Source organism: Anaplasma platys (assembly GCF_012790675.1).
Classification (GTDB): Bacteria; Pseudomonadota; Alphaproteobacteria; order Rickettsiales; family Anaplasmataceae; genus Anaplasma; species Anaplasma platys.
Genome location: NZ_CP046391.1, coordinates 1,133,523 through 1,154,812 on the forward strand (window position 1 = coordinate 1,133,523; position 21,290 = coordinate 1,154,812).

Genomic DNA, 21,290 nt, shown 5'->3' on the forward strand with positions numbered 1-21,290 from the left:
GCCAACGATTCCCACATTAAAGCTTTCCTGTAGTTCTCTTGTTTCTCCTACAAGGCGTTCTATCCAGGCACTAAACGCGGTGCGTGCAAGTGCACATAGAAGATTTGCAATGTGACCCCGATTCGGGCTCCCACTTTCTAGTGTGCTAATGTTAGCATTGCTTTGCGTGGGTTTTCCAAACACGGGATTTTTCTCAATCGGGGTCCTTGCTGCCAACGTGGGAATATATAATGCTTACTCAGTTCGCATTTCCGTTGGCATCGGACAATATTAAGAGAGAAAAGTACATTTTGAGTTTTTGGTAGCAGTTAGTCTACAGCAAATTCTCTCTAAGGTGTCGACGTGTATTGACTTGGTTGCCGGGGAACCAAGTTCTATGAGTGCTTAGTGTTGTAGTGAAATTAATCTTCGGCGCTCAAGGGGGTTGTGTTTTATCGATAGACAAGTGCATTGCATCCCGTCGCCTTGAAGTTATGGGACAATTCGAGACAACAAGCTAGCGAGTGCCCCTACTTTCTTTATGGTTGAAAAATACATTGCATGAAATTTTGTAAGGTAAAGCTTGGCAAGGGAACGCGGAAGCTTTCACGTGTTAGCTCAGAATAATAGCCTGCTTTGTTCCGTCCTTTAGCTCGATTGATACTATATCATCAGTAGTCAGCATCTCTGCAGAGTCAATCTGCTGTCCCTGTGTGTTGCGGATAATGGCATACCCAATGTTCAGCACGTGCTGGTGATCGTAGTGCTTCAAACGTTGTGACAAATTCTCCAAGTTCTTGGCCGCTCTTAGTACCGCTAGTTGCAGGAGATATTTGGTCTTTTTATGTTGCGTATCGATAAATTCTCCCAGTCGCAGTACCCGATTTTTTGTTTCTACGAGAGGGCCATGTAGTTTTAGAAGTTTGTACTCATATTGCCGTATTATTCTCTCAAAAGCACTTGTGGTTCGGTTGAACTTCTCGCTGATGTTGCCTACGAGTTGATTTTTTTCCGGTAAAACTAATTCCACGGCGGCGGTTGGCGTTTCTGCGCGCAAGTCTGCAGCATAATCTATGATTGTGAAGTCAGTTTCATGCCCTATAGCCGATATGATTGGTATTTTTGAGGTGGCAACTGTTCTGGCCAGGTCCTCGTCATTGAATGGCCATAAATCTTCTAGACTGCCTCCCCCGCGGGCCACAATGAGCACATCTGGCGGCTGTGCCAACTTGTTGAAGCCCACTATCGCGTCCATGACCATAGAGCTTGCGTTAAATCCCTGAACCTGCACTGGCCAGATAACAACATGAGTAGGAAACCGCTGTTTTACCCGACTAAGAATATCCTGGATAACTGCCCCTGTGGGTGAGGTGATGACGCCAATTTTCAGGGGTAATAGAGGAAGTTTTTTCTTCCGCTCCGGGCTGAATAAGCCCTCTTTCTCGAGTTTCTTTCTCCTTTCTTCGAGTAAAGCGGCAAGTTTGCCCGCGCCGGCGAGCACGATATCTTCTATGATCAACTGGTATCTGGACTGATATGTGCTAATATGTCCAGTGCAGACTACTTCGGTGCCGTCGCTGCACAGCTCTCCTAGTTTTGATTTACTGCCGTTCCAACATACGGCGTTAATTATGGAATTTCCGTCTTTAAGCGTGAAATATATATGCCCGGAGCCCGGCCGGGATACACCGCCAATTTCCCCTCGCACTTTCACGCAATAAAAGGCTTCATGCAGCATACGCTGCAGTATCTCGCTTATCTCCGTTACAGTGAACTCAGGAACGGCATCAGTGAAAAAGGATCTCAAAAGCGTTACCTGCACGAATCTTCAATGCTTCAGCGGTAGGCGGTACCCCGCTTATAGTTTGTTCAAAGCGCCTTTTTTGCTGCCCTACAATCAATTCATACTTTGCCACTTCCAACTTTTTGGCGAATACCCTTTCTTTATTTTTATCATAGAATACAAAATGTAGCCCCGGAACAAAACGCTCTTCCGTGGTTTCGTTTTCAAGAGTACAGCTCACTTTTAGCGTCATCGTTCCATCGCTGTTGGTATGTATGACCTTGACGTGTGATTGTAGCAACCTTATGTGGGAAGTGTCATACAGCTCTGCCCAGCGGTAAATTTTCCTGAACTTATATGGGATGCTATTCTGAAAGGATGATGAAAAGAAAAACAACAATGGGACCATTATGATCACTTGCAGCAGTATGGAGCGCAACGATGATCCTTGCCCGTGCACCCGGCCCGGTGGTCCCTTCCTTTTTTTTACCTGACTAACCTCAGGCGTGTTCTGGGGTGCGGGCGAATAAGGCCAGGAATGATCGCAATTTGCGCAGGTTATGGCTTGCCCAACATTGGGTAGTTTAGCGCTGGCCACCACATATATGGCACCGCAATTGGAGCAAACCACCCGGATCATGTAGGCACTAAAAAAGAAAAACAACCCGCGTAATATAGATGATTATTTTTCATCTGTCCACGAAAGGTTGATTCTTTTGCCACATGGAAGGCAGTTTCGTGTTGGTGTTATCAGATGCCGTAAGGTATTGCTATATCAGGCACTCTCGCATAACGCAGTCACGGTTTTTCGCAAATTTTAGGCGTGGTAGGGCGAAGCTTATATTGCGAGCGGTAAGCCTCCACATTTTCTCAGGCTCGACGTTGTTCAAACTGTTCAGGTTCCTGCCCATTCTTTTCTCCAATTGCTCATTTTTGATCTGGATTGTGGTAGAGCTACGGCTACATTAGCGCCATGAGTATGGAGAAGTCTGTACATGGCAGTGTAAGTAATTCAGGTTTGCTAAAAGTGCTTATATAGCGAGCAAAAGGTAGTTTGTGGATAATTCAAACGCGCGATGTGCCAGCAGTGAACAGCCTACTATTGCGTAGCCGCGCTGCCAAGATACATGCAATGTTATAGGATACCACGGTAAGTACTTTGAAGGGCCGAACGGTTTCGGTGTTATCCCTATGCGGTTTTTTGGCCGCGGCGCATGCTGTTCCGTGTAGAACAGCGGCGGTTGGGTTGCAGCAGCGCGATAGGTTTGAGAGCCGCAGGTTTTTTCTGTCTGTGGTGCACTAGTGCTGGGTTCTGCCCGACTCCGTGCACAAATTCATCCCCGCGCGCCACATATCACATATATTGGCTTGCGAAACAAAAGAGCTTCTGGAGCCGCTACACGTAAATATTATGGAAAATCGCTGACGGCTCTGGATGATAATGGCGATGACGCACGATCACACGGTCTTCGTGCTAGGTTAACGCTCTCACAAGTAATAGTGAGCATGCTTGGGCTCATAGGCATTCACGTCTATCGATTCTAGGGAGTTTTAGTTTCGAAAACGTCACGGCTATAATAGTAGAATAGATAGCTGCGACACCGCTGCTATTCCGGATGTTGAAACTTATTACCAGAACAAAAGGGGCTAATAATTACGTGCAGGTCAAATCTGGTACGGATGCTGATGATCGCCATCCGCAAGGCTAACACGAGGATGCGTCAGCCAGTTGTTTGTGTAATTTTTTCAATACATGCATGTTTTATCGGTGCGTAGATTGAGTTTACGTTTTCCTGCACCCAATGCGAACCCGTGATGTGCCTTGTGGTGTCGAAGGTACAACAGGAATTTTACTATTTTTCTTTTGCGCTCACGATGTGATGCCGACTGGAGCGGTTTGCTCCCATTGATCGCTATGTTGCAGTAGTACAATATGTAGCGCGCTGTGGACAAGTCAGGACTGCGTAGGAGTTAGAACCATCTTCCAGGTGTAGCGGCAAAATATATGGCGACAGCATAAATAGTTGCTGCAGCTTTTTGCATTGTTTCGACACAAGTTTCTTATCTTGGCCGTGCCCAGCCTTCTAGCCATCTGGTTCCGATGGTATTGCGATAAGTATAGTTAAAGTCCGAAATGCCCCTTGAGCCGCAAAATGCAATTTTTATCAGGGTCTCTTTCTAACCAGTTATGCTCAAACAATAGAGACTGTGCAGCTAAAGTCATTCATCAAGTTTCGTGGCAGCGGCGAGGTGTTTTCCGGGGTCAAAGGCCGATTACTTACTCGCGCATTTTCCATAATGCAGAATTGTAGTCTCTAATCGGGCTTTGAGGGTTTTACCAACAGGTAATGCCGTGACCTTGTAAAGCAGTCAGTAAAATAAGACGCGCTTTTTATATTAGTAAAAGCGTTAGTAGGGGATAGCGCAACATGCCAGACTTTGTTATACAAGGGCGGCTGTGTTTTATGTATACGCAGCAATGCATGTGACGGAGCCAGTTGTAAGGTGTACCTGAATGCTAATAGTGAATTCTCTATTGCCGCGAGTAAGGGCTGCTCTTTGTTGACGACCACCGAGCGTTATATTTTACGCAGTTTATTACCTAGAGCCAAATTGACAGCATACATATTGTACCGCCGGACCAATTGAGCACTGCGACAGTTGCATGGTGCGTTGTGGAGTTTTTGCGTTCAAGCACACTCCTTTAGCTGCATAAACTGCCCTGTGTGGCAGGAGTTTTGGGCAGTTGCAACGCATCTTAAGGTCAGGGTGATTGTAAGCATCACGCGCAGATCTTCACTAGGATAGTGATCTGCCAGACGTGTCTTGGAGTGTCCAATGTATGGGTTTTGACTGTCAATGCAGCGGTCCTGCAAGGCAGTCAGTAAATAAGTCGTTTTTAATTAGTAAAGGCATCAGACGTGTATGTGTTGCCCCGTGAGACCGTTGCTGCCGTGTACGCCACGCTGTTTTATATGAACGTTTGATGCTGCGCTGGATGTTGCGATGTATTTTTTCGTGAAGGCATGAAATTTCGCTACAATAAAATAACAAAACGGGGAGGATAGTGGAGTTCATGGTAGCAGCCCGGAAAACTTACGATACGATTTTTGCTCAATCCACGCCCAGAGGTAAATCTGGAGTAGCGGTAATAAGAATCTCAGGGCCAGAGGCTGCAAAGACCTTTCAATTGTTTGGCATCATGGAGGAGATAAAACCGCGTCTGGCTACCTGTAAAATATTGAAGCACACCAATGGCAATCCTATAGACCAGGCTGTAGTATTGTATTTTCCTGCACCAGGAAGCTTCACCGGGGAAGATACTGTGGAACTGCAAGTGCACGGTAGCCACGCGGTATTGCGGTTGGTTTTTGACAGATTGCACACGATTTTTCGTTTGGCTGAACCTGGTGAGTTCTCACTACGGGCTTTTTTGTCAGGAAAAATAGACCTGACTAAGGCAGAGGGAATTTCTGATCTTATTAATGCGGAAACTGAAGCGCAGCTGCAACAAGCACTGGCACAAGTTTCGGGCAAGCTAGAAAAACAATATGAGCAGTGGAGAGAAATTCTTGTTACGGCGCTCGCTGAGTTAGAAGCTTGTATTGATTTTCCAGAAGATGTGGTCATGTATGCTGTAATGGAAAATGTGTATGGTAAAACAGAGCAATTGCGACAGGTTCTCAGTTCCTATCTTGATGATGATAACAGGGGAGAGCGGCTTCGTAGCGGTTTGCGTGTTGTGATTCTGGGGGAACCTAACGCTGGAAAATCGACATTGTTCAACTTTATTGCCAAGCGTAATGCAGCTATTGTTTCCGATATTCCGGGAACCACAAGGGATTTATTGGAAGTATCTATTGATATTTCAGGATACCCATTCGTTTTCGTTGATACTGCTGGAATCAGAGAGAGTAGTGATGTTGTTGAACGGGAGGGCATAAGACTGGCAATGGAAGCGGCAGTAAATGCGGATCTGAAAATAGTACTGTGTCCTTGTGACCGTGTTCACGATCTTTCACGCTGTAAGATTAGCGCTCTCTGCGATGAAGAGACAATATATGTTCTGAGCAAGGCAGATGGTCTATCTACGTATGATCCGCAACAGCTTGGGGGCAGGCAATTTTATCCTATATCCATAAATAACGAGAGTAGCATCAAAAGTTTACTCAATGTCATAAAGGGTCGATCAGATGACAGTTTTCCCAAAGGGGACAATGCATTTATTACATCACAACGTCACCGGAAGCACCTGTCGCAAGCTTTGGATTTGCTTTCCTATGTGACAAGAGAGATGCCGGTTGAGCTTCTTGCTGAGCATCTCAGGTTAGCAGCCCAAGAGATCGGTAATGTTACTGGCGCGGTCTGTTATGATGACATTTTGACAGAGATTTTCAGCAAGTTTTGCATAGGCAAATAGCCATTTATTGTCTCAGTTGTGCATCAACGAACTCGACAATTTTTGTAGGATCGGCCATTTTTCCCGGCCCTTCTTCGCCGCAAGCTAGTATGCCGCTTTCAGGTTCTATAATCAGTACATTGTCGCCCTGCAGTGTTCTTAAGTTACGGCGCATAGCGGGAGATTGCCACATTACAACATTCATTGCAGGAGCCATTACCACCGGGACTGCCGCTGCCATTATGATCATTGTTGGTAGGTTATCGCAGATTCCGTTAGCGGTTTTTGCCATGATATTAGCCGTTGCAGGGGCTACCAGGATCAGGTTAGCTTTTCGTGCCAGATCTATGTGTTTCATGCTGCCGTCAGGGGTCCAGGCATCGTGCTCCGTATATGCCGCAGTTCCCGACAGGGAGGAGACGATTAAGGGTGTGAGAAACTTTTCGCCGCAGGTACTGAGCACGCAGTGCAAATTGTATTTTCTTCTTTTCAACTCTCTGATAACTTCAAGTGACTTATAAGCAGCAACACTGCCGGTGATTATTAGTAGGATATCCATGTTATGACCCATGATAAAAACTGTTGAACCGCATGCTGTGGTAAATGATATTCCCAAGCGTTCCGCGAAAAACACTAAAGTCCTGGGTATATTCTCGAGCATATATGAAATGAATGGTGTGGACAATGAGAAGGGCGCACTGCTTGAGAAACTTTGTGGTGGGCCGCGCCTAATCGATCTTATTTTGTTTGCTCCTAGTAGCTATCTGGATAGACGCAATACTCAGCTAACTCGTGAATCAGCTTGCGGCAGTACCGTGACCTTTGTGGCTCTGGTGAAGAAACACATTCCGCCTCCAATCCATAAAAGACGTGGTAAATCAGTGCCGTATAAAGTTTTGCTAGGCACTGAAATCGGGGATATATGGCTTATATTCTTCAACTACTCCCGGCCATACTTGGAAAATGTGTTGTTGCTCGGGAATAAATGCGTAGTTAGTGGCAAGCTTGATGTCCGTGGCGGCGTAATGCAGATTACCCATCCAGACTATTTCACCAACAATGTAAATAAGCTGCCAGAAATTTGCACCCTGGAGCCGGTGTATTCCGTGACCAGAGGAATTAATTCGCGCTATGTTCAAAAACTAATCCGCACTGCTTTAAAGTTCATAAAACCGCAGCCAGAATGGCTCCCCAGTGACTTAGTCAGTAAAAATTCTTGGATGAGTTGGCAAGAAAGCGTTGCAAGAATACATAAGCCGCAGGGTTGGGAGGATGTAAGGCGATGTAGGGAGCGCTTATCACATGACGAACTGTTGGGTTATAATGCCGCTGTGGCTTTTGTGCGGCAGTATGGAAGAGGCAAGGGAATATCCGTGAAGGCTCAGGGCGTGTACCATGCCCACGTGTTGCGGCGGTTGGGGTTTGAGCTAACCGCGGGACAACAGGCAGCCATTGACAGTATTACTTATGACCAAGCCTCTGAGTATCAAATGACCAAGTTGCTGCAGGGTGATGTAGGTTGTGGCAAGACTGTGGTCGCGTTGTTTGCGATGCTTAATGCTATCGAAGTCGGGGGGCAGATTGCCTTCATGGTGCCAACTGAAATTCTGGCTGAACAACATTGCTCATGGATCAGCAATGTACTAGAAGGTTTGGATATTTGCGTCGAACTATTGACAGGGCGCACCAAGAGCAGAGCTGCGGTTAATGAGAAACTTGCGGCTGGTGAAATCCAAATTGTTGTTGGTACTCACGCGTTGTTCCAGGAGTCTGTTAAATTTAGCAATCTAAGACTTGTTGTGATTGATGAGCAGCAACGTTTTGGCGTACTGCAGCGTATGAAGTTGATCGGCAAGGGAGAGTGTGCTGATATCCTGTTCATGACTGCAACTCCGATTCCCCGTACGTTGGAGCAGATAGTTTACGGCAACATGGACAGAATCACCCTCCCTGATAAGCCAAAGTGCCGGCTGCCGGTGATAACTAGCATGGTCAAGGTTGATAGAATAGACGAGGTATGCCTTAGGATGCAGAGCATGCTGGCTGGGGGGCATAAGGCATACTGGATATGTCCGTACATTGAGGAAGGTGAACAGGATAACAATATCGCTTCCGCGGAAAAACGGTACAAGTTTTTGCAGGAAAGCTTCGGGGACATGATTGGAATTGTGCATGGCGCATTACCGCAGGCCACTAATGATGATACTATACGTGCGTTTCACTCTGGAAAAATAAAGTTGCTTGTTGCAACGTCGATTATCGAGGTTGGGATCAATGTTCCTGACGCGACCATAATGGTTATAGAAAATCCTGAGAGATTTGGTCTCTCGCAGCTCCATCAGATCCGCGGAAGAGTGGGAAGAGGTGATAAGCAGTCCTTTTGCATTTTGCTACATGGATCCGTGGGTAACCTTGCATATCGGAAGTTATGTGTTTTACAAAGATCGCAAGACGGGTTTTACATTGCCGAGCAAGATTTGCTCCTACGTGGCGGTGGTGATATGTTAGGCTGTCGCCAGTCTGGTGTGGTAGCTTTTAGATTTGCTGACCCCAGCAATGTGGGAGCGATTTTACGGGCACATGACGAAGCCACGTCGATGATGAGCACGGAGAAAGGGCGTAAATTAGCTTATAGGATCACGCGATTGTTTGGCCATACGCTTCCGAAAATAAATTATTAGTGCCAAATTATGTGCACGCATACTTCGGGAGTTGTGGGAAGTCTTTAATTGACACATGCCTCCCAACCCTCGTGTTCTGGTGCAGGAAGCACTCTTCGTGCTAGTTATTTCCCTGCATTGCGGAGTGGTGATACAAAACAATTTATGACTCCTTAGCTGGATTATGTTGCCTTAGTAGGGTAGTCAGGATTGCACCGTCATCTAAAGTGTGAATAATGTGAAGGTTTGCTGTATGAGCACGGAGATAAAATGAAAAGGGCCATAGTTTTTGGGGGCAGCGGGTTTATCGGGAAAGCCCTAGTTGGCAACTTAGTAAAGCAGAAGTATTGCGTGAATGTTTATACGCGTAATTACGATAAAGCAATGGTCCTAAAGCTTTTTGGCAATCTGGGACAGGTCGATATAACTGTTGGGTCACTGTCCAATGCGGTGTTTATAAAAAAGCTCGTCTCCGAGTGTGATGTTGTCATCAATCTTGTAGGCGCCATACACACGCCCCGGCATGATGTGATGCGGTTTTTGCATACAACGTTTCCTGGCAATATTGCCACCCTGGCCCAGAAGTATCAGAAAAAATTCGTGCATTTCTCCGCTATGGGCGCTGATATTGCTTTGAGTTCCTTCTATGCTCAGAGCAAACTAGATGGTGAGCGCTTAGTCCGTGAACTCTGTCCATCTTCTATAATCATTAGACCCAATTTGGTTTTTGGTGAAGAAGATAGTTTTTTCGGTCGGTTTGCGCGTGTTGCACAGATAATGCCCTTTCTACCGGTTTTTGGTGGGGGAAAAAATCTAGTACAGCCAGTATATGTTAGGGATGTGGTAGATCTTGCAGCGAGTTTGATAACAGGGCCGTGGGAAGGAGGTGTTCACGAAATATGTGGCCCCCAGGCGTATTCTCTACGCGAGCTTATGAAGTTTATCCTTCAAGTCACTGAGAGGAACCGCCCAGTGGTGAGTATTCCCTTTTTTATGGCTAAAATCATGGCGTTCTTTTGTGAGTTCAAGCTGGTGAGTTTTGTCACACAACCGCTTACCGGAGACTACAACCCATTGGTAACACGGGATCAGATTGAGCTTATGAAATACGATCTTGTTCCCACTAGTGATACCCAAGTGACCGTGGGACGTGTTGCGATAGAACGCGTTGTTCCAGAGGCTTTAGCTGTTTACAGAAAAGTAGTCAGGTAACTAGGTTAGTTAAGCAGCGCGCATTGAGTTTTTTACTCTAACTCCCCTTCAGGGTAAAGCCCAGTGAAGCATGCATCGCAGTACTGCGGTGCCTTATTATTGCGTTTTTCACCGCGGATCGCTTTGTAAAGACCGTCGATGCTTATAAAAGACAGGCTATCACAGTTCAGCATCTCAGTGAGCTGCGGGATTGTTAGCTTGTTGGCTACTAGCTTTGATCTTATTGGGGTGTCTATCCCGTAAAAACATGAATACACCGTTGGCGGGCTTGAAATACGCAGGTGTATGTTTTTGGTGCCAGCTCTTCTAAGAAGCGCTATCACTTCGCGCAGTGTCGTGCCACGCACTATACTGTCGTCCACTAGCACGATGTTTTTTCCGTTTAGTAGCGCCGCGTTCGCATTATGCTTCAGCTCAACGCCTAATTTTCTTGCACTGCTTGAGGGTTGAATAAATGTGCGACCAACGTAGTGGTTCCTTATTATTCCGAACTCGAAGGGAATTCCGGCTTTGGTCGCGTAACCCATAGCAGCGGGTATTCCAGAATCTGGCACGGGCACTACCATGTCCACATCCTCCGGTGGTGGGCTTTCGATTGCCAGTTCTGCCCCGATGTTCTTGCGTGCTTCATAAACCGGACGGTGGTCAATTACGCTGTCTGGCCGAGCAAAATATATATATTCAAAGATACAAAAACTGGACTTTACGCTTTCGAAAGGAAAAACACTGCTTATATTGTTTTCTTTATCTATGACTATCAACTCTCCAGGAGAGATTTCGCGCACAAACTCAGCTCCCACTATGTCGAGAGCGCAAGTTTCAGATGCCAGGACATAAGAACCGTCAACAAGTCCCAAAACCAGCGGCCGTATGCCATGGGCATCCCTAATACCGATCAATGTGTCTTCTGCAACAATTATCAGGGCGAATGCGCCGCGTAGCTTTTTTATGGCGGCGACAACACTACCGACCAGCGTAGCCTCATCAGCAATGGCAATCAGATGTGCCACAATCTCGGTATCAATTTCTGAGACGAAAGTCCGCCCTGCGCGCAACAATTCCTCTCGATACCTTGTTGCATTGGTCAAATTGCCGTTGTGTGCCACGGCTAGCGGACCAAACTTGCTATCCACAATGAAGGGCTGCATTCCACTAGGCGTTGCCCCGCCACTTGTGGAATAGCGCACGTGTCCTACGGCTAGATTTCCTGTTAATGTACTCACCAAGGGTTGGGAAAATACACTATTAACGTGGCCCCCACTATAGTGGGACGCGAACTTTTTCACTCCCCTTTCGGCGAGAGCAAAACCAAAAGATTCCTGGCCGCGATGCTGTAGGGCGTCATGATATTGTTGCGTTCGCCCAGGCCGTAGGACGGACAAGCCCATCAATTGACCAGAGCGATAAATTCCTAGAGGAGCTGAAGAATACGAAAGCGGCGGAGATCGTTAAATTTGCTGAGGCTGTTGGCACATCGGCAAAGGATATTGATGGAAAGGTTTGTAAGAATAACAACGGAGATGCCACGGGCAGCTGGAAGTGCTTGCAGACTGACAACGTCGGCGACACTACGGCGAGGGAGTTGAGTAAGATATTTACGAAGGCGGGCGTGGATGAGACCGCCAAGGGCAAAGCATGGCCTAACGGGAGCGACGGCGCTGCGAAAGCGGAAGACCTAAGTACTGCGTTGAATAGAGAACTAACCAGCGCCGAAAAGAACAAGGTAGCTGGCCTGCTAACGAGGACTATATCCGGTGGTGAGGTAGCTTAGGTTCGTCGACTTATGGCAGAAGCTGGTGCAGGTTTTGTGCGAGAGACTGGTGCGAAGGAGTAAATAAAACGAATCCTTGCATGAGACCCAATATGGCAACAACGGTGTTGTCTGGCACAATTCCCGCGAGGCCATTCGCGTGACCAGCGGGATAGCTTTGGTGATAAATCAGATCTCAGTGGTTTTCTTTGGGGGACGACGTGTTAGCAAGTGAGACGGTGGCGACGAATTTAGATGTGTCCCCGGCAAGCAGAATAGGAATCTGGGCAGCAATTTTGTCTACTACTGACATTGCGGCGCTGTCATTGCGGAACTCCGACAACACATAGTCTGAAAGGTTACACAGCTCATCCCTGCCCACGCCAAACCTAACGCGCCAATAGTCAGTTCCTATGGCACTGTCTATAGAACGAATGCCATTGTGTCCGGCGCTACTGCCCCCTAGCTTCACTCTTATAACTCCGGGCTGTAGGGCAACGTCATCGTGAAAGACTATTACTCGCTCAGGCTTTAGCATCGTTGTTGCGCTAGCTACTGCAATTCCAGAGTTGTTCATGTAAAGCTGCGGTTTCATTAGCATTACTCTGTGTGGCGCTATCTCCCCTGTAGATACCAGAGAGTCATGCTTTTTGGTAAAGCTGGTAAACTCGTAGAAATGCGCCACAGCATCGATTATCATGAACCCGACATTGTGACGCGTCAAAGAATAACGCTGCCCAGGGTTTCCTAAACCTATAAGCAACAGCATCGTACTGTTTTACTGACCAGCAGGTTGGGAATCATCTGTGGGTGCTGCCGCTTCTGACTCCTCAACAGCAGTTTCAGATGCAGAAACTGTAACTAGTACAGGATCCTCTTCCTTCATAACAACATGAATATTGTCTGCCAGTTTCAAATCGCTTACATGCAATGAGTGCCCCATCGATAAGTCAAGCAGATCGACTTCGAGCGCTTTAGGAATGCTATTAGGTGTGCAACGCACTAGCAAAGAACGGTGTAACACGTTAAGTACCCCGCCCCGCTTGACGCCAATGCACTTTTGTTCGTTTAAAAATACCAAAGGCACTTCGATCTTAATTTCGGCATTTTGATCAACAAACTGAAAGTCCACATGGGTGATAGCGCCGCTGACAGGATGCTTTTGTATTTCCTTTGTGAGGACGTACTCTCTTTTGTTACCTACGTACAACTCTATAAGTTTTGAAAAAATAGAAAACGTGCGACACTTCTTGAGAAAATCTCCCTGTGACAGGTATATGTTCATGGGGTCACGGTTCTTCCCGTATATTACAGCCGGTATAAAGCCAGCTGCCCGTAAAGCGCGAGCACTACCTGTGCCACACTTTTCACGTACAGAGGCATCTACCTTTATCATGTCATCATGATCCATCTCGAACTCCTCTAAAAACAATAAACTGCACCATCCATAAGGTGCAACTCCTCAGAATATCGCAATACTTTGCGGTCTTAAAGGTGTTTTTTGGTAAAAACAAAGGATGTGACAAACGTAGTGTGTGGTTCTTGCTACGTTGACTCCACTGCAGGGTGCATAGCAGCACTTTTTGGTACTCAGGGTTATGTTTCGCAAGGAAGCGAGAAATGTCTGTGTCTTATTGACAATAGGTTGGCTGTGTTTTGGTGACCATCGTCTTTTGCCTTTGTACATAGGCGCCACATTGGTACGTAATACGAAAATTCACTTTGGCTCAGAATGAGTGTTCTGCCAAATTCTGGAGCAATACGCGTAAAGCTACTGAGCCGGGTGCCTCTATTTTCTTCCCCTACCCTGCGCGCTTTTGAATAAGCCAACTAAGCTTGTGGAGGCAAGTCTACACTCGGCACTTTTCAGCAAACTAGCAGCTTTAAACCTGTTGGTTTCTTTATAGAGCATGGCAGTGTCTTGGTATTTCAGGAAGGAAAATTGCTTCAAGTTGGGTATTTTTATTGTTTCAGCAAACTAGAAGCTCAAGACACTCGGGTTTCTTTCTTGGGTCAGGAACGTCTTGTGTCTTTCCTAAGCATCGCTCTAGACGTTGCATTTTGCCGGTTTCAGAAAACTAGCTGCTCCAACAAGTGTGGTACTTAGCCGGAGTGTTGGAGAGTTTTATATTTTTCAAAAAACATTGCGTCAGGCAGGGCATTTTCATCTGTACCCAGGCAACGTTCTGCCCAATGTTAAAGCCAGGACTTCACGCGCGCCAGCATCTATTAGGGCGTGCGCGCAAGCCTGTATAGTGGCGCCTGTGGTGATTACATCATCCACAAGGATTACCACTTTTCCACGGACCAAGCGCGCATCAGTAACGGTAAATGACCCAAGTACATTTTGTGCTCTTTGCGCAGCAGTCAAACTGTTTTGTGGCAGTGTATTTCTTGTTTTCCTTAATGCAAAAACTTCAAGCGGCTTTGAAGATAGCCATCCAATTTGCCTTGCTAGCAGTACCGACTGGTTATACTTACGTGATAACAACCTCAACCTATGTATAGGTACTGGGACGATTAAGTCGGCCCTGTGGAGCAAAGCAAAGCCCTTGTGGTACATCCATTGTGCGTAGCCTGCTACGTGCGTAGTATCGTCAAAATATTTGAGGCGCAACACCATGTTTTGCGCATGGGCGTTGTATTCAAAAACAGCAGCAATTTCTGCAATGTAACTAGGCTTGGCAACACAGTGTATACACTTGCTGCATGTGGTATTGTCCAGGGGCATTGCGCAGAGCACACATAGCGGCCTTTCTATGAAGCTTATGTTTTGATAACAAGCTGAGCAAACAATTGAGCTCGCTTCACAAACGCTGCTGCAGTTTGCGCAAATTTTAGGGAAAAAAACTTGCAGTATGAAGCTGCGTATAGCACCCAAACCACGGGCAAGTGCTGTGGTGCGGTAACGAGTGTATAGCTGTGATAACAAATCCGTACCTTATGTTTATTTTGTGATTTCTCTAAAATATTGCCCTGCACCCTGTCTGTGCGCACCAGGCGCTTGGCGCATTCTTGTGTCCCAAGCTTGGAAAAACCTGCAGCAAGCTGCCGAGCGGCAGTAGGTTTTTCGTCGTGGGCACAGCTGTTTCCGGCAAATTTCCAGATAACTTTCGTCAGTTACGCGCTTTCCTCTGTTTTTTTGGTTCCGCTCTCACATTTTGAGTAAGCCTCGGCCCGAAAAGTATTCTGCAGTGAGAGAATTGCGTTTTCACTGTAGCCACTTATGCCCAGCGCCAAACCACCCAACTGCAGCGCGGCTTCATAGGTTTCAGGAATCAGATGATGCGCGCCCAATTTGCGATAAAGCTCTGCGTTGCTCAAGTCAGGAACGCGCACAGCAATTATGGTATCAGGGTAATGTTTTGCTACCAGCGTAATGACCTTCCTGATTGTCACTTCGTTATTTATCGCAATGGTGACCGCAGTTGCGCGTGCAGCGCCCATAGCTTCCCAAACTTCAAGTTTGGTCAAATCACCCAAATAGACGGGATACCCCTCTTTGCGACCCGCTGCAACAACTGCAGGTTGGATGTCTGAAGCGATATAGTTTACGTGCTCCGCGGTCAAAATTTTAGCTACTAGCCTACCAACACGTCCGAATCCCACCACAATCACATGTTGGGCCAGGTCACTTGAGTCCAAGACCAACGCAGATGGTGAAAACGCAACCTTGTTTTTTACCAACAGTCCCGCTATCCAGTTTCCTAGAGCAGAAAGCAGTGGGGTGAAAGCCATAGTCACTGTAGTAGCCATCATTAGCACCTGCGCTAAATCATTGGTTAGCACTCCTTTTTCTGCGGCAAGCCCGAAGAGTATAAACGCAAATTCCCCGCCCTGGGAAAGCAAAAGACCTGCATGGATTGCGGCAGAAAGCGGAAAGCGGAAAAACCTACACAACACACATACAATAGCCGATTTAAGTAAAATCAATGCGAAGGATATTGCTGCCACAATCGGTAACTTATGAAGGAGAAGCTCTGTATCTATCGACATCCCTACGGTCATAAAAAACAGCCCTAGCAGCAGCTTTTTGAACGGTAAAACAACCTGCTCCACTTCGTAGCGATATTCGGTTTCAGCAACAAGAAGGCCAGACACAAAAGCGCCAAGCGCCATGGACAAATTGAAGTTTTCTGTGATGAAAGCAGCGCCTAATACAATGAGCAGCGTCGTAGCAATAAATACCTCGGTGCTTTTCATCAGGGCTATGGTGCCGAACAGCGGCCGTAAAAGCAGTCGTCCAGCCACTAAAATAAGCGCGAGAGCTACTCCTGCCTTCAGCAAGGCAAGAAGCAACGAACCCACCAAACTATTAGATTCACCAGCTAACAGTGGGAGTAAAACGATCAGCGGCACGACTGCGAAATCTTGTAACAACAAAACGGCGATCGAAAGCCTACCCACTTGGCTAGAGTGCTGGCCCTTTTCCTGCAGCACCTGTAAGACAATCGCCGCCAACGATTCCCACATTAAAGCTTTCCTGTAGTTCTCTTGTTTCTCCTACAAGGTGTTCTATGATAGCCTTAACGTAGGGACAGTGATTGCATATGAACATGACTAGCAGCGCACTGCAGTCGCCTAAGCTCTTCAGGTCGTAGAAATTGCCATCCACGGATTTCAAGCGAAAGTCACGTGCAACGAAGCCCTTGTCAAGCGAAGGAGTACCAACTGCTGCCACCGATCGTATACCCAATTACCAACCGCAGTAAGATTCTAGTCGGTTGCTTTATGTAAAGTCAAACAGTTTTGTTGAAGCACATAAGCTCAACTGTGGCTTTACATGACCTGATCTAAGGTAGCTGCAACGCAGAGCGCACGTAGTAGCGCGCCACAATGATTGTGATGTCGTGGATGAATACAAAGACCACCATCTGGCGCGCTTATGCGCAATTGGCTAGCAACGTGCCCAAGCCTTATTACGTTGTCAGGTGCCGCACCACGATTACTGTGAGGACTATGCACACTATGAGAACCGTCACTGTTTCATTCAGGATTTTGAAAAACAGTGCCGAATGCACTCTCTTATTCAATGCGAAGCTCTTCCTGCAGCGAGCAAAAAACATATGTAGTAGCAACATGCAGGCCACGAAGACCATCTTTATCCAGAACCAGCCAAAAAGATATGCCTGTTCTATTATGGCAAGCGTAGTTCCCAATAGTACAGTAGACGCCATAGCAGGGTGCATGATGTAAAGCATCAGTCTGCGCTCCATGGTGGATATCAGGCTACTTGCGTCGGAGTGTGGCTCCGTTGATGCGTGGTAAACGTACAATCTTGGTAGGTATAACATGCCAGCCATCCACATTATCACGGAGATGACATGAAATGCCTCTACAAATAGACCTACATGGTACAACGATTCCACAAGTGTGACCTGCTTCCTAGCCAGCACAAGCAATTGTATGAGTTTTGATGTGGATTAGCAACTCCCTCCTGAAACGTTAGAAGTAGTCAAAGCTCTACATGTCGAAGTAACGCACTCGGATAACTTACTCCGGAAAACGCGCGGAAAGTGCGGCGTAGAAAACACACTGTGTGCTCAATGGGCTCTACTACTCCGCGTGCTGACATTCAAAGACATGGATTATCAATCTAGTATATTACCAAATCGGGCCTGGCCTGATACAGCCTGCGCGCTTGAGGTTTTGTTACCTTGATGTCTACTAGTCCAGTAGAAGCTGCTGTCCTTTCTTTGTATTTTTCAACTGCTGCAGTTTGAGTGACTACACATCTGTGCCCGCGGGTGAGGAGCATATTGGAGCTATTGCGGTCGTTATCACTAGTTGCTGTGACGTGGCTGGTAGGTATTGCGACAGGCGTTGTTAGCCCTTTAATAGTTTGAGCCGCAGCGGTACCAAGTCCCTGCATGGCGGCGAATCCTAGATTATCAACAGTATTTGTCGATGTCGACACTATTTCGCCATACTTATTAGACGCTGATGTCTCGCCTGGCGGTCTATTGCAGTGCGAGGATCTGCTTGCTGGATGATCAGTATTTCCCTTAGCAGTCTTGGTTCTTGTTTCAGCTGCATACCGTTTGGGGCTATCTAGCAGCAGAGTCTCAGACTGTGCACTGTACCCGCGAGTATGGCAGAGATCGAAAAAGCATGTTTCTGAAATGCACACGTATGCTATAAAAGCCACCACTGCTGATATAGATGCGGCACTAAATATTGCTCCCATAACCAATTCTGGGGCAGTAAATGTAGAATTTGCCCGTTGAACACGGTGCCAAAGCATGCAAGTTGCTGTAAGTACAGCAATAGTTTGACACCCTAGTATTATTGTGAACACAGAAGCTATATTTATGTTCTGCTGCCGGCAGACGGTGCGTGCTATCAGTTCTTTCTTGTCGGACAAAAAGGTGCCTTGATCGTTATAAGCAGTAGTCATCCCACGCTTTGCCTCTCGGGAACACAACCCCGCATTTCACTTTGGCGTGAGGGGTGGGGAAAGGGGTTTGACGTTTGCATATTGGATGCGTCAACTAGCGTTAAGTCACAGTTATACCTGTTACCCTTCCGCGAACAAGCCTTATGGTAATAATATTCGTTAACCGGTCTGTGATGTGTGATTTCCAACTCACGCTGTTAGTAAAAGACTACATATAACGTGGCAAGCCGCGCCACCGAGAGGTACGCAAACGACATTTGTGCCAAAGTTTTTCCGATAACGAGCAGATGTTTTCCCAGCATTGTTTGTGGTTTTTTGTTGTATGGAATCCGTAGTGAGTGGTGTGTCATGGTGCAGCTGGTTGTTTTGCGCTTGTTGCTGTGCTAGGAGCTCCTGCATAAAATTGCTTTCTTATTACAACAGCCTATCGCGACAGCATGTCGACGTGGGTTTTTCTAAGCTGTAGCTCCTTGGCAAAGCGTTTGATTGCTATAGACAAGTCAGTGCGGGGACGTTACACAGTGCAACATACAACTTCTGAGAACAAAAGAACTTTCACAGGTGGTCATTTAGTAACGGTACTGGATGTGCCGCAAACACTAGACAACAACGCGGCATTCCCAACCTAGCTGGGAAGCTTGTAGTACAAAACTTTACGCACAGCTTCGACGATATTCTCGACCTGAGGGAGCGCTAGGCGTTCTAAATTAATCGCGTAAGGAAGAGGCACATCTTTTGCAGTTACCCGTTCAACAGGTGCATCTAAATAGTCAAACGCACGCTCGTTAATCAGCGCTGTGATTTCAGCTCCGAGGCCGCATGTTGGCCAGCCTTCTTCAACTGTGACAATGCGATTAGTCTTCTCTACAGACTGTAGGATTGTCTCCGCATCCAGGGGCCGGATAGTCCTCAGATCAATTATTTCAGGGTTTATGCCCTGGGCTTTTAGAATGTCAGCAGCCTCCAGTGCGTGTTTTAGCTGCAAGGAGAAGGCTACTATGGTTACGTCGGTTCCCTCTTGTACTACAGCTGCTCTCCCGATTTCAACCAAGTAATCGCTACTGAGCTCTTCTTCGGAAATCTCGTGTTGGTGGCCATAGGCGATCTCATTTTCCAAAAACACAACAGGGTTCGGATCCCTTATGGCTGCCTTGAGCAGTCCCTTATAATCCGCAGCAAAATAAGGAGCGATAACCTTTATCCCAGGTATGTGCGCGTACCAGGAAGCAAAGCACTGAGAATGCTGTGCTGCAACCCCCGCTGCCGCACCATTAGGACCACGAAAGACAACAGAGCAGCCCAATTGTCCTCCGGACATATAGTTAGTTTTTGCGGCGGAGTTAATAATCTGGTCCATCGCCTGGAGCGCGAAGTTAAAACTCATAAATTCTACGACGGGCTTCAGCCCGCCAAAAGCAGCTCCCACTGCGATGCCAGCAAAGCCGTGCTCGCTTATGGGAGTGTCTATTATTCTTTTGGGACCGAACTTCTCGAGCAACCCCTGGCTTATTTTGTAAGCGCCCTGGTATTCCCCGACTTCTTCGCCAATAAGAAAAACACTTGGATCACGCTCAAGTTCTTCCTGCAGAGCTAGCCCCAATGCTTCTCTTACGGTAATAACGTTCATCCTTCCCCGCGCACAAAACGACAGCGATCATCTTATTTAAAAAGTAGGGAAAATGCAACATACCAGCACTATACCGCTTCAGTTGTTTTCACGCTGTGTCATTACGGTAGTGTAGGATAGAGCTGCGAGTTTCCATGTAGTGAGGAAACGCTCTCAAGCGTAATGTCTCTGTCTGTAGGTGCGGTCTGGCCCTCAATAGCCCCAGAGGTTACCCGCGTCTCAGTGTTGGCTGTCTGGTTCCCTGAAGCAGTTGCAGATTCGGAAAAGCTCGCTCCTGCGTTCCGTTTAGCATCCGTGGAACCTATAGGGGGCCGCCAGAAATGTTCAATAGCCTCTTCAAGCGTCGGAGTAGCATCCGATGTCTTGCCATAAGACAATGTGGACCTCAGGAGAGGAGGGTGCAGTGCTGCGTGTATAGCGCGAGTAGCCCTTAATGCTGCCGCTAGTAGCGTTGTAGTAGCCACAAATGCGCATATAGTAACCAGCCCGAATGCCAGCAAACCACATAGCTGGGTAGCGCTCATAACATTCGATTTAATTGTGTAGTGCAGAGCGATAGAAAAAGTGCACAGCGCCACACAAACAGCCGTGACGATTACTGCACTAGAAGCCAATATCGTTACAACAGTTGTCTTTCTCAGTCTGAAAAATAACGCAAATTCCTTACGGTTACGAGACCCTAGTTGTACTCCATTGGCGAATGCAGCCTTGCGGTTCGTTGTCTTACTTTCGTGTTTCTGAACATCATTTGACACCTTTGTAACCTTTCACACACTTTCCACTAACAAGCGTAACCAGTGCCTCGTTAATGCGCAAGCTGAGCAGCGGCAAGAGGCGTACCAGCCGGGATTCCAGACTTGATCATGGCGATGCTTGGCCCTTTATGCCTTTGGCACCCTGCTTTGTGGTTTCTCTTGTCTGCAACAAAACAATCTGCGCCGTGGTGTTCTGCATTTCGTTTATGCTGGCTGGGTCAGTAACGGGGAAATGAGTAGCGGCATCTCTTCTGAAATCAGGACTCCGAGGATGGCTTGCTGTTTTAGCAACCGCTGCTCCACCATCACGGTCCGTCGCCGGTCTTGCATGCGCCATGGCGCCGCAGAGTGCAGCGTTCAGACGATGTACTAAACAACGAGTTTATTGTGTGTATAGCCACGAAGATCTCAAGCATGATCTTTGTGACCAATGCCAATGTGCACAGGGAAACTATTCCAAGTGTAATCAGGCAGAAATGCTGCAGCGAGTTCACGGAAAATCCCATTGAGGCTGTGACAAACATAGGCAGCAACATAAAGACAATACAAACTGCAGTGACAATAACCAGGCTCGTAGCTATGGCTAGGTCGTCCATGAATTTTCTATCTCCTTTTACAAAGTTTCCGGGCATTTTTATCCTTGCACCGCTAATAAAATCTTTCCATGCTTTGGTGTGCTATGTGCTATGTGCTATGTGCTATGTGCTATGTGCTATGTGCTATGTGCT

General features: G+C 47.0%; 20 protein-coding genes. 5 read left to right on the forward strand and 15 right to left on the reverse strand.

The window, feature by feature from the left end:
* From ANPL_RS04770 to ANPL_RS04395, 3 genes are all read right to left on the reverse strand, one after another.
* Positions 1–183 (reverse strand): hypothetical protein (locus ANPL_RS04770; RefSeq protein WP_236822820.1); only part of this gene is annotated, 183 nt, incomplete at its 3' end.
* A gap of 409 nt (positions 184–592) precedes the next feature.
* Positions 593–1,786, reverse strand: a complete 1,194-nt coding sequence (gene xseA, locus ANPL_RS04390; RefSeq protein WP_236822821.1) for an exodeoxyribonuclease VII large subunit — start codon at positions 1,784–1,786, stop codon at positions 593–595.
* Complete coding sequence (locus ANPL_RS04395) at positions 1,767–2,402, reverse strand: zinc-ribbon domain-containing protein (protein WP_169193518.1); 636 nt, start codon at positions 2,400–2,402, stop codon at positions 1,767–1,769. Before ANPL_RS04395 ends, xseA begins: the two co-directional genes overlap by 20 nt.
* A 2,436-nt stretch (positions 2,403–4,838) precedes the next feature.
* Between ANPL_RS04395 and mnmE the strand changes: the two genes are divergently transcribed.
* Positions 4,839–6,182 carry a tRNA uridine-5-carboxymethylaminomethyl(34) synthesis GTPase MnmE gene (gene mnmE / locus ANPL_RS04400; protein WP_169193519.1) on the forward strand — a complete coding sequence of 448 codons (1,344 nt, stop codon included), beginning with the start codon at positions 4,839–4,841 and terminating at the stop codon, positions 6,180–6,182.
* Positions 6,183–6,186: 4 nt separating this feature from the next.
* Here the strand turns inward: mnmE and ANPL_RS04405 are convergent, their stop codons facing one another.
* A complete protein-coding gene (locus ANPL_RS04405; protein ID WP_169193671.1) occupies positions 6,187–6,720 on the reverse strand; it encodes a flavoprotein in 534 nt (177 codons plus the stop codon).
* A 10-nt stretch (positions 6,721–6,730) separates the two neighbouring features.
* Here ANPL_RS04405 and ANPL_RS04410 point away from each other — a divergent pair, with 10 nt between their 5' ends.
* The gene (locus ANPL_RS04410; RefSeq protein ID WP_169193520.1) at positions 6,731–8,842 is read left to right on the forward strand and encodes an ATP-dependent DNA helicase RecG; all 2,112 of its coding nucleotides are present in this window, start codon (positions 6,731–6,733) and stop codon (positions 8,840–8,842) included.
* Positions 8,843–9,091: 249 nt separating this feature from the next.
* Complete coding sequence (locus ANPL_RS04415) at positions 9,092–10,033, forward strand: complex I NDUFA9 subunit family protein (protein ID WP_169193521.1); 942 nt, start codon at positions 9,092–9,094, stop codon at positions 10,031–10,033.
* A 32-nt stretch (positions 10,034–10,065) separates the two neighbouring features.
* Here the strand turns inward: ANPL_RS04415 and purF are convergent, their stop codons facing one another.
* On the reverse strand, positions 10,066–11,421 hold the full coding sequence (purF, locus tag ANPL_RS04420; protein WP_169193522.1) for an amidophosphoribosyltransferase: 1,356 nt from the start codon (positions 11,419–11,421) through the stop codon (positions 10,066–10,068).
* 155 nt (positions 11,422–11,576) lie between these two features.
* Here purF and ANPL_RS04425 point away from each other — a divergent pair, with 155 nt between their 5' ends.
* Positions 11,577–11,804 (forward strand): hypothetical protein, encoded by a 228-nt coding sequence (locus tag ANPL_RS04425; protein ID WP_169193523.1) that lies wholly within the window; start codon positions 11,577–11,579, stop codon positions 11,802–11,804.
* A gap of 175 nt (positions 11,805–11,979) precedes the next feature.
* Here the strand turns inward: ANPL_RS04425 and pth are convergent, their stop codons facing one another.
* The 10 genes from pth to ANPL_RS04475 form a co-directional block, all read right to left on the reverse strand.
* The gene (pth, locus tag ANPL_RS04430; RefSeq protein ID WP_169193524.1) at positions 11,980–12,552 is read right to left on the reverse strand and encodes an aminoacyl-tRNA hydrolase; all 573 of its coding nucleotides are present in this window, start codon (positions 12,550–12,552) and stop codon (positions 11,980–11,982) included.
* A 9-nt stretch (positions 12,553–12,561) separates the two neighbouring features.
* On the reverse strand, positions 12,562–13,194 hold the full coding sequence (locus ANPL_RS04435; protein WP_169193525.1) for a 50S ribosomal protein L25/general stress protein Ctc: 633 nt from the start codon (positions 13,192–13,194) through the stop codon (positions 12,562–12,564).
* A 753-nt stretch (positions 13,195–13,947) separates the two neighbouring features.
* Complete coding sequence (locus tag ANPL_RS04440; RefSeq protein ID WP_338022647.1) at positions 13,948–14,715, reverse strand: ComF family protein; 768 nt, start codon at positions 14,713–14,715, stop codon at positions 13,948–13,950.
* A 188-nt stretch (positions 14,716–14,903) separates the two neighbouring features.
* The gene (locus ANPL_RS04445) at positions 14,904–16,256 is read right to left on the reverse strand and encodes a cation:proton antiporter domain-containing protein (protein ID WP_236822822.1); all 1,353 of its coding nucleotides are present in this window, start codon (positions 16,254–16,256) and stop codon (positions 14,904–14,906) included.
* Positions 16,195–16,464: a thioredoxin domain-containing protein gene (locus ANPL_RS04450; RefSeq protein ID WP_169193526.1), complete on the reverse strand. Its 270-nt coding sequence runs from the start codon at positions 16,462–16,464 to the stop codon at positions 16,195–16,197. The genes ANPL_RS04445 and ANPL_RS04450 overlap by 62 nt, the downstream gene beginning before the upstream one ends.
* Before the next feature lie 238 nt (positions 16,465–16,702).
* Positions 16,703–17,152 carry a CopD family protein gene (locus ANPL_RS04455; protein ID WP_272899040.1) on the reverse strand — a complete coding sequence of 150 codons (450 nt, stop codon included), beginning with the start codon at positions 17,150–17,152 and terminating at the stop codon, positions 16,703–16,705.
* Positions 17,153–17,379: 227 nt separating this feature from the next.
* The gene (locus ANPL_RS04460; protein ID WP_169193527.1) at positions 17,380–18,180 is read right to left on the reverse strand and encodes a hypothetical protein; all 801 of its coding nucleotides are present in this window, start codon (positions 18,178–18,180) and stop codon (positions 17,380–17,382) included.
* Between the two features lie 625 nt (positions 18,181–18,805).
* The gene (locus ANPL_RS04465; RefSeq protein WP_169193528.1) at positions 18,806–19,807 is read right to left on the reverse strand and encodes a pyruvate dehydrogenase complex E1 component subunit beta; all 1,002 of its coding nucleotides are present in this window, start codon (positions 19,805–19,807) and stop codon (positions 18,806–18,808) included.
* Between the two features lie 101 nt (positions 19,808–19,908).
* The gene (locus ANPL_RS04470) at positions 19,909–20,562 is read right to left on the reverse strand and encodes a hypothetical protein (RefSeq protein ID WP_169193529.1); all 654 of its coding nucleotides are present in this window, start codon (positions 20,560–20,562) and stop codon (positions 19,909–19,911) included.
* A gap of 106 nt (positions 20,563–20,668) precedes the next feature.
* A complete protein-coding gene (locus ANPL_RS04475; protein WP_169193530.1) occupies positions 20,669–20,899 on the reverse strand; it encodes a hypothetical protein in 231 nt (76 codons plus the stop codon).
* Between the two features lie 11 nt (positions 20,900–20,910).
* On the opposite strand from ANPL_RS04475, the gene ANPL_RS04780 reads away from it, so the two are divergent.
* The coding region (locus tag ANPL_RS04780; RefSeq protein WP_236822823.1) for a hypothetical protein at positions 20,911–21,290 on the forward strand (380 nt) is incomplete at its 3' end.

What these genes read in the sequence shown, in the direction of transcription:
- ANPL_RS04410 (WP_169193520.1), top strand. Translation starts at nt 6,731, where the DNA reads ATGATAAAAACTGTTGAACCGCATGCTGTGGTAAATGATATTCCCAAG.
- ANPL_RS04415 (WP_169193521.1), top strand. Translation starts at nt 9,092, where the DNA reads ATGAAAAGGGCCATAGTTTTTGGGGGCAGCGGGTTTATCGGGAAAGCC.
- ANPL_RS04405 (WP_169193671.1), bottom strand. Translation starts at nt 6,720, where the DNA reads ATGGATATCCTACTAATAATCACCGGCAGTGTTGCTGCTTATAAGTCA.
- ANPL_RS04475 (WP_169193530.1), bottom strand. Translation starts at nt 20,899, where the DNA reads ATGGCGCATGCAAGACCGGCGACGGACCGTGATGGTGGAGCAGCGGTT.
- ANPL_RS04460 (WP_169193527.1), bottom strand. Translation starts at nt 18,180, where the DNA reads ATGACTACTGCTTATAACGATCAAGGCACCTTTTTGTCCGACAAGAAA.
- ANPL_RS04435 (WP_169193525.1), bottom strand. Translation starts at nt 13,194, where the DNA reads ATGGATCATGATGACATGATAAAGGTAGATGCCTCTGTACGTGAAAAG.
- pth (WP_169193524.1), bottom strand. Translation starts at nt 12,552, where the DNA reads ATGCTGTTGCTTATAGGTTTAGGAAACCCTGGGCAGCGTTATTCTTTG.
- ANPL_RS04445 (WP_236822822.1), bottom strand. Translation starts at nt 16,256, where the DNA reads ATGTGGGAATCGTTGGCGGCGATTGTCTTACAGGTGCTGCAGGAAAAG.
- mnmE (WP_169193519.1), top strand. Translation starts at nt 4,839, where the DNA reads ATGGTAGCAGCCCGGAAAACTTACGATACGATTTTTGCTCAATCCACG.
- ANPL_RS04395 (WP_169193518.1), bottom strand. Translation starts at nt 2,402, where the DNA reads ATGATCCGGGTGGTTTGCTCCAATTGCGGTGCCATATATGTGGTGGCC.
- ANPL_RS04465 (WP_169193528.1), bottom strand. Translation starts at nt 19,807, where the DNA reads ATGAACGTTATTACCGTAAGAGAAGCATTGGGGCTAGCTCTGCAGGAA.
- purF (WP_169193522.1), bottom strand. Translation starts at nt 11,421, where the DNA reads ATGGGCTTGTCCGTCCTACGGCCTGGGCGAACGCAACAATATCATGAC.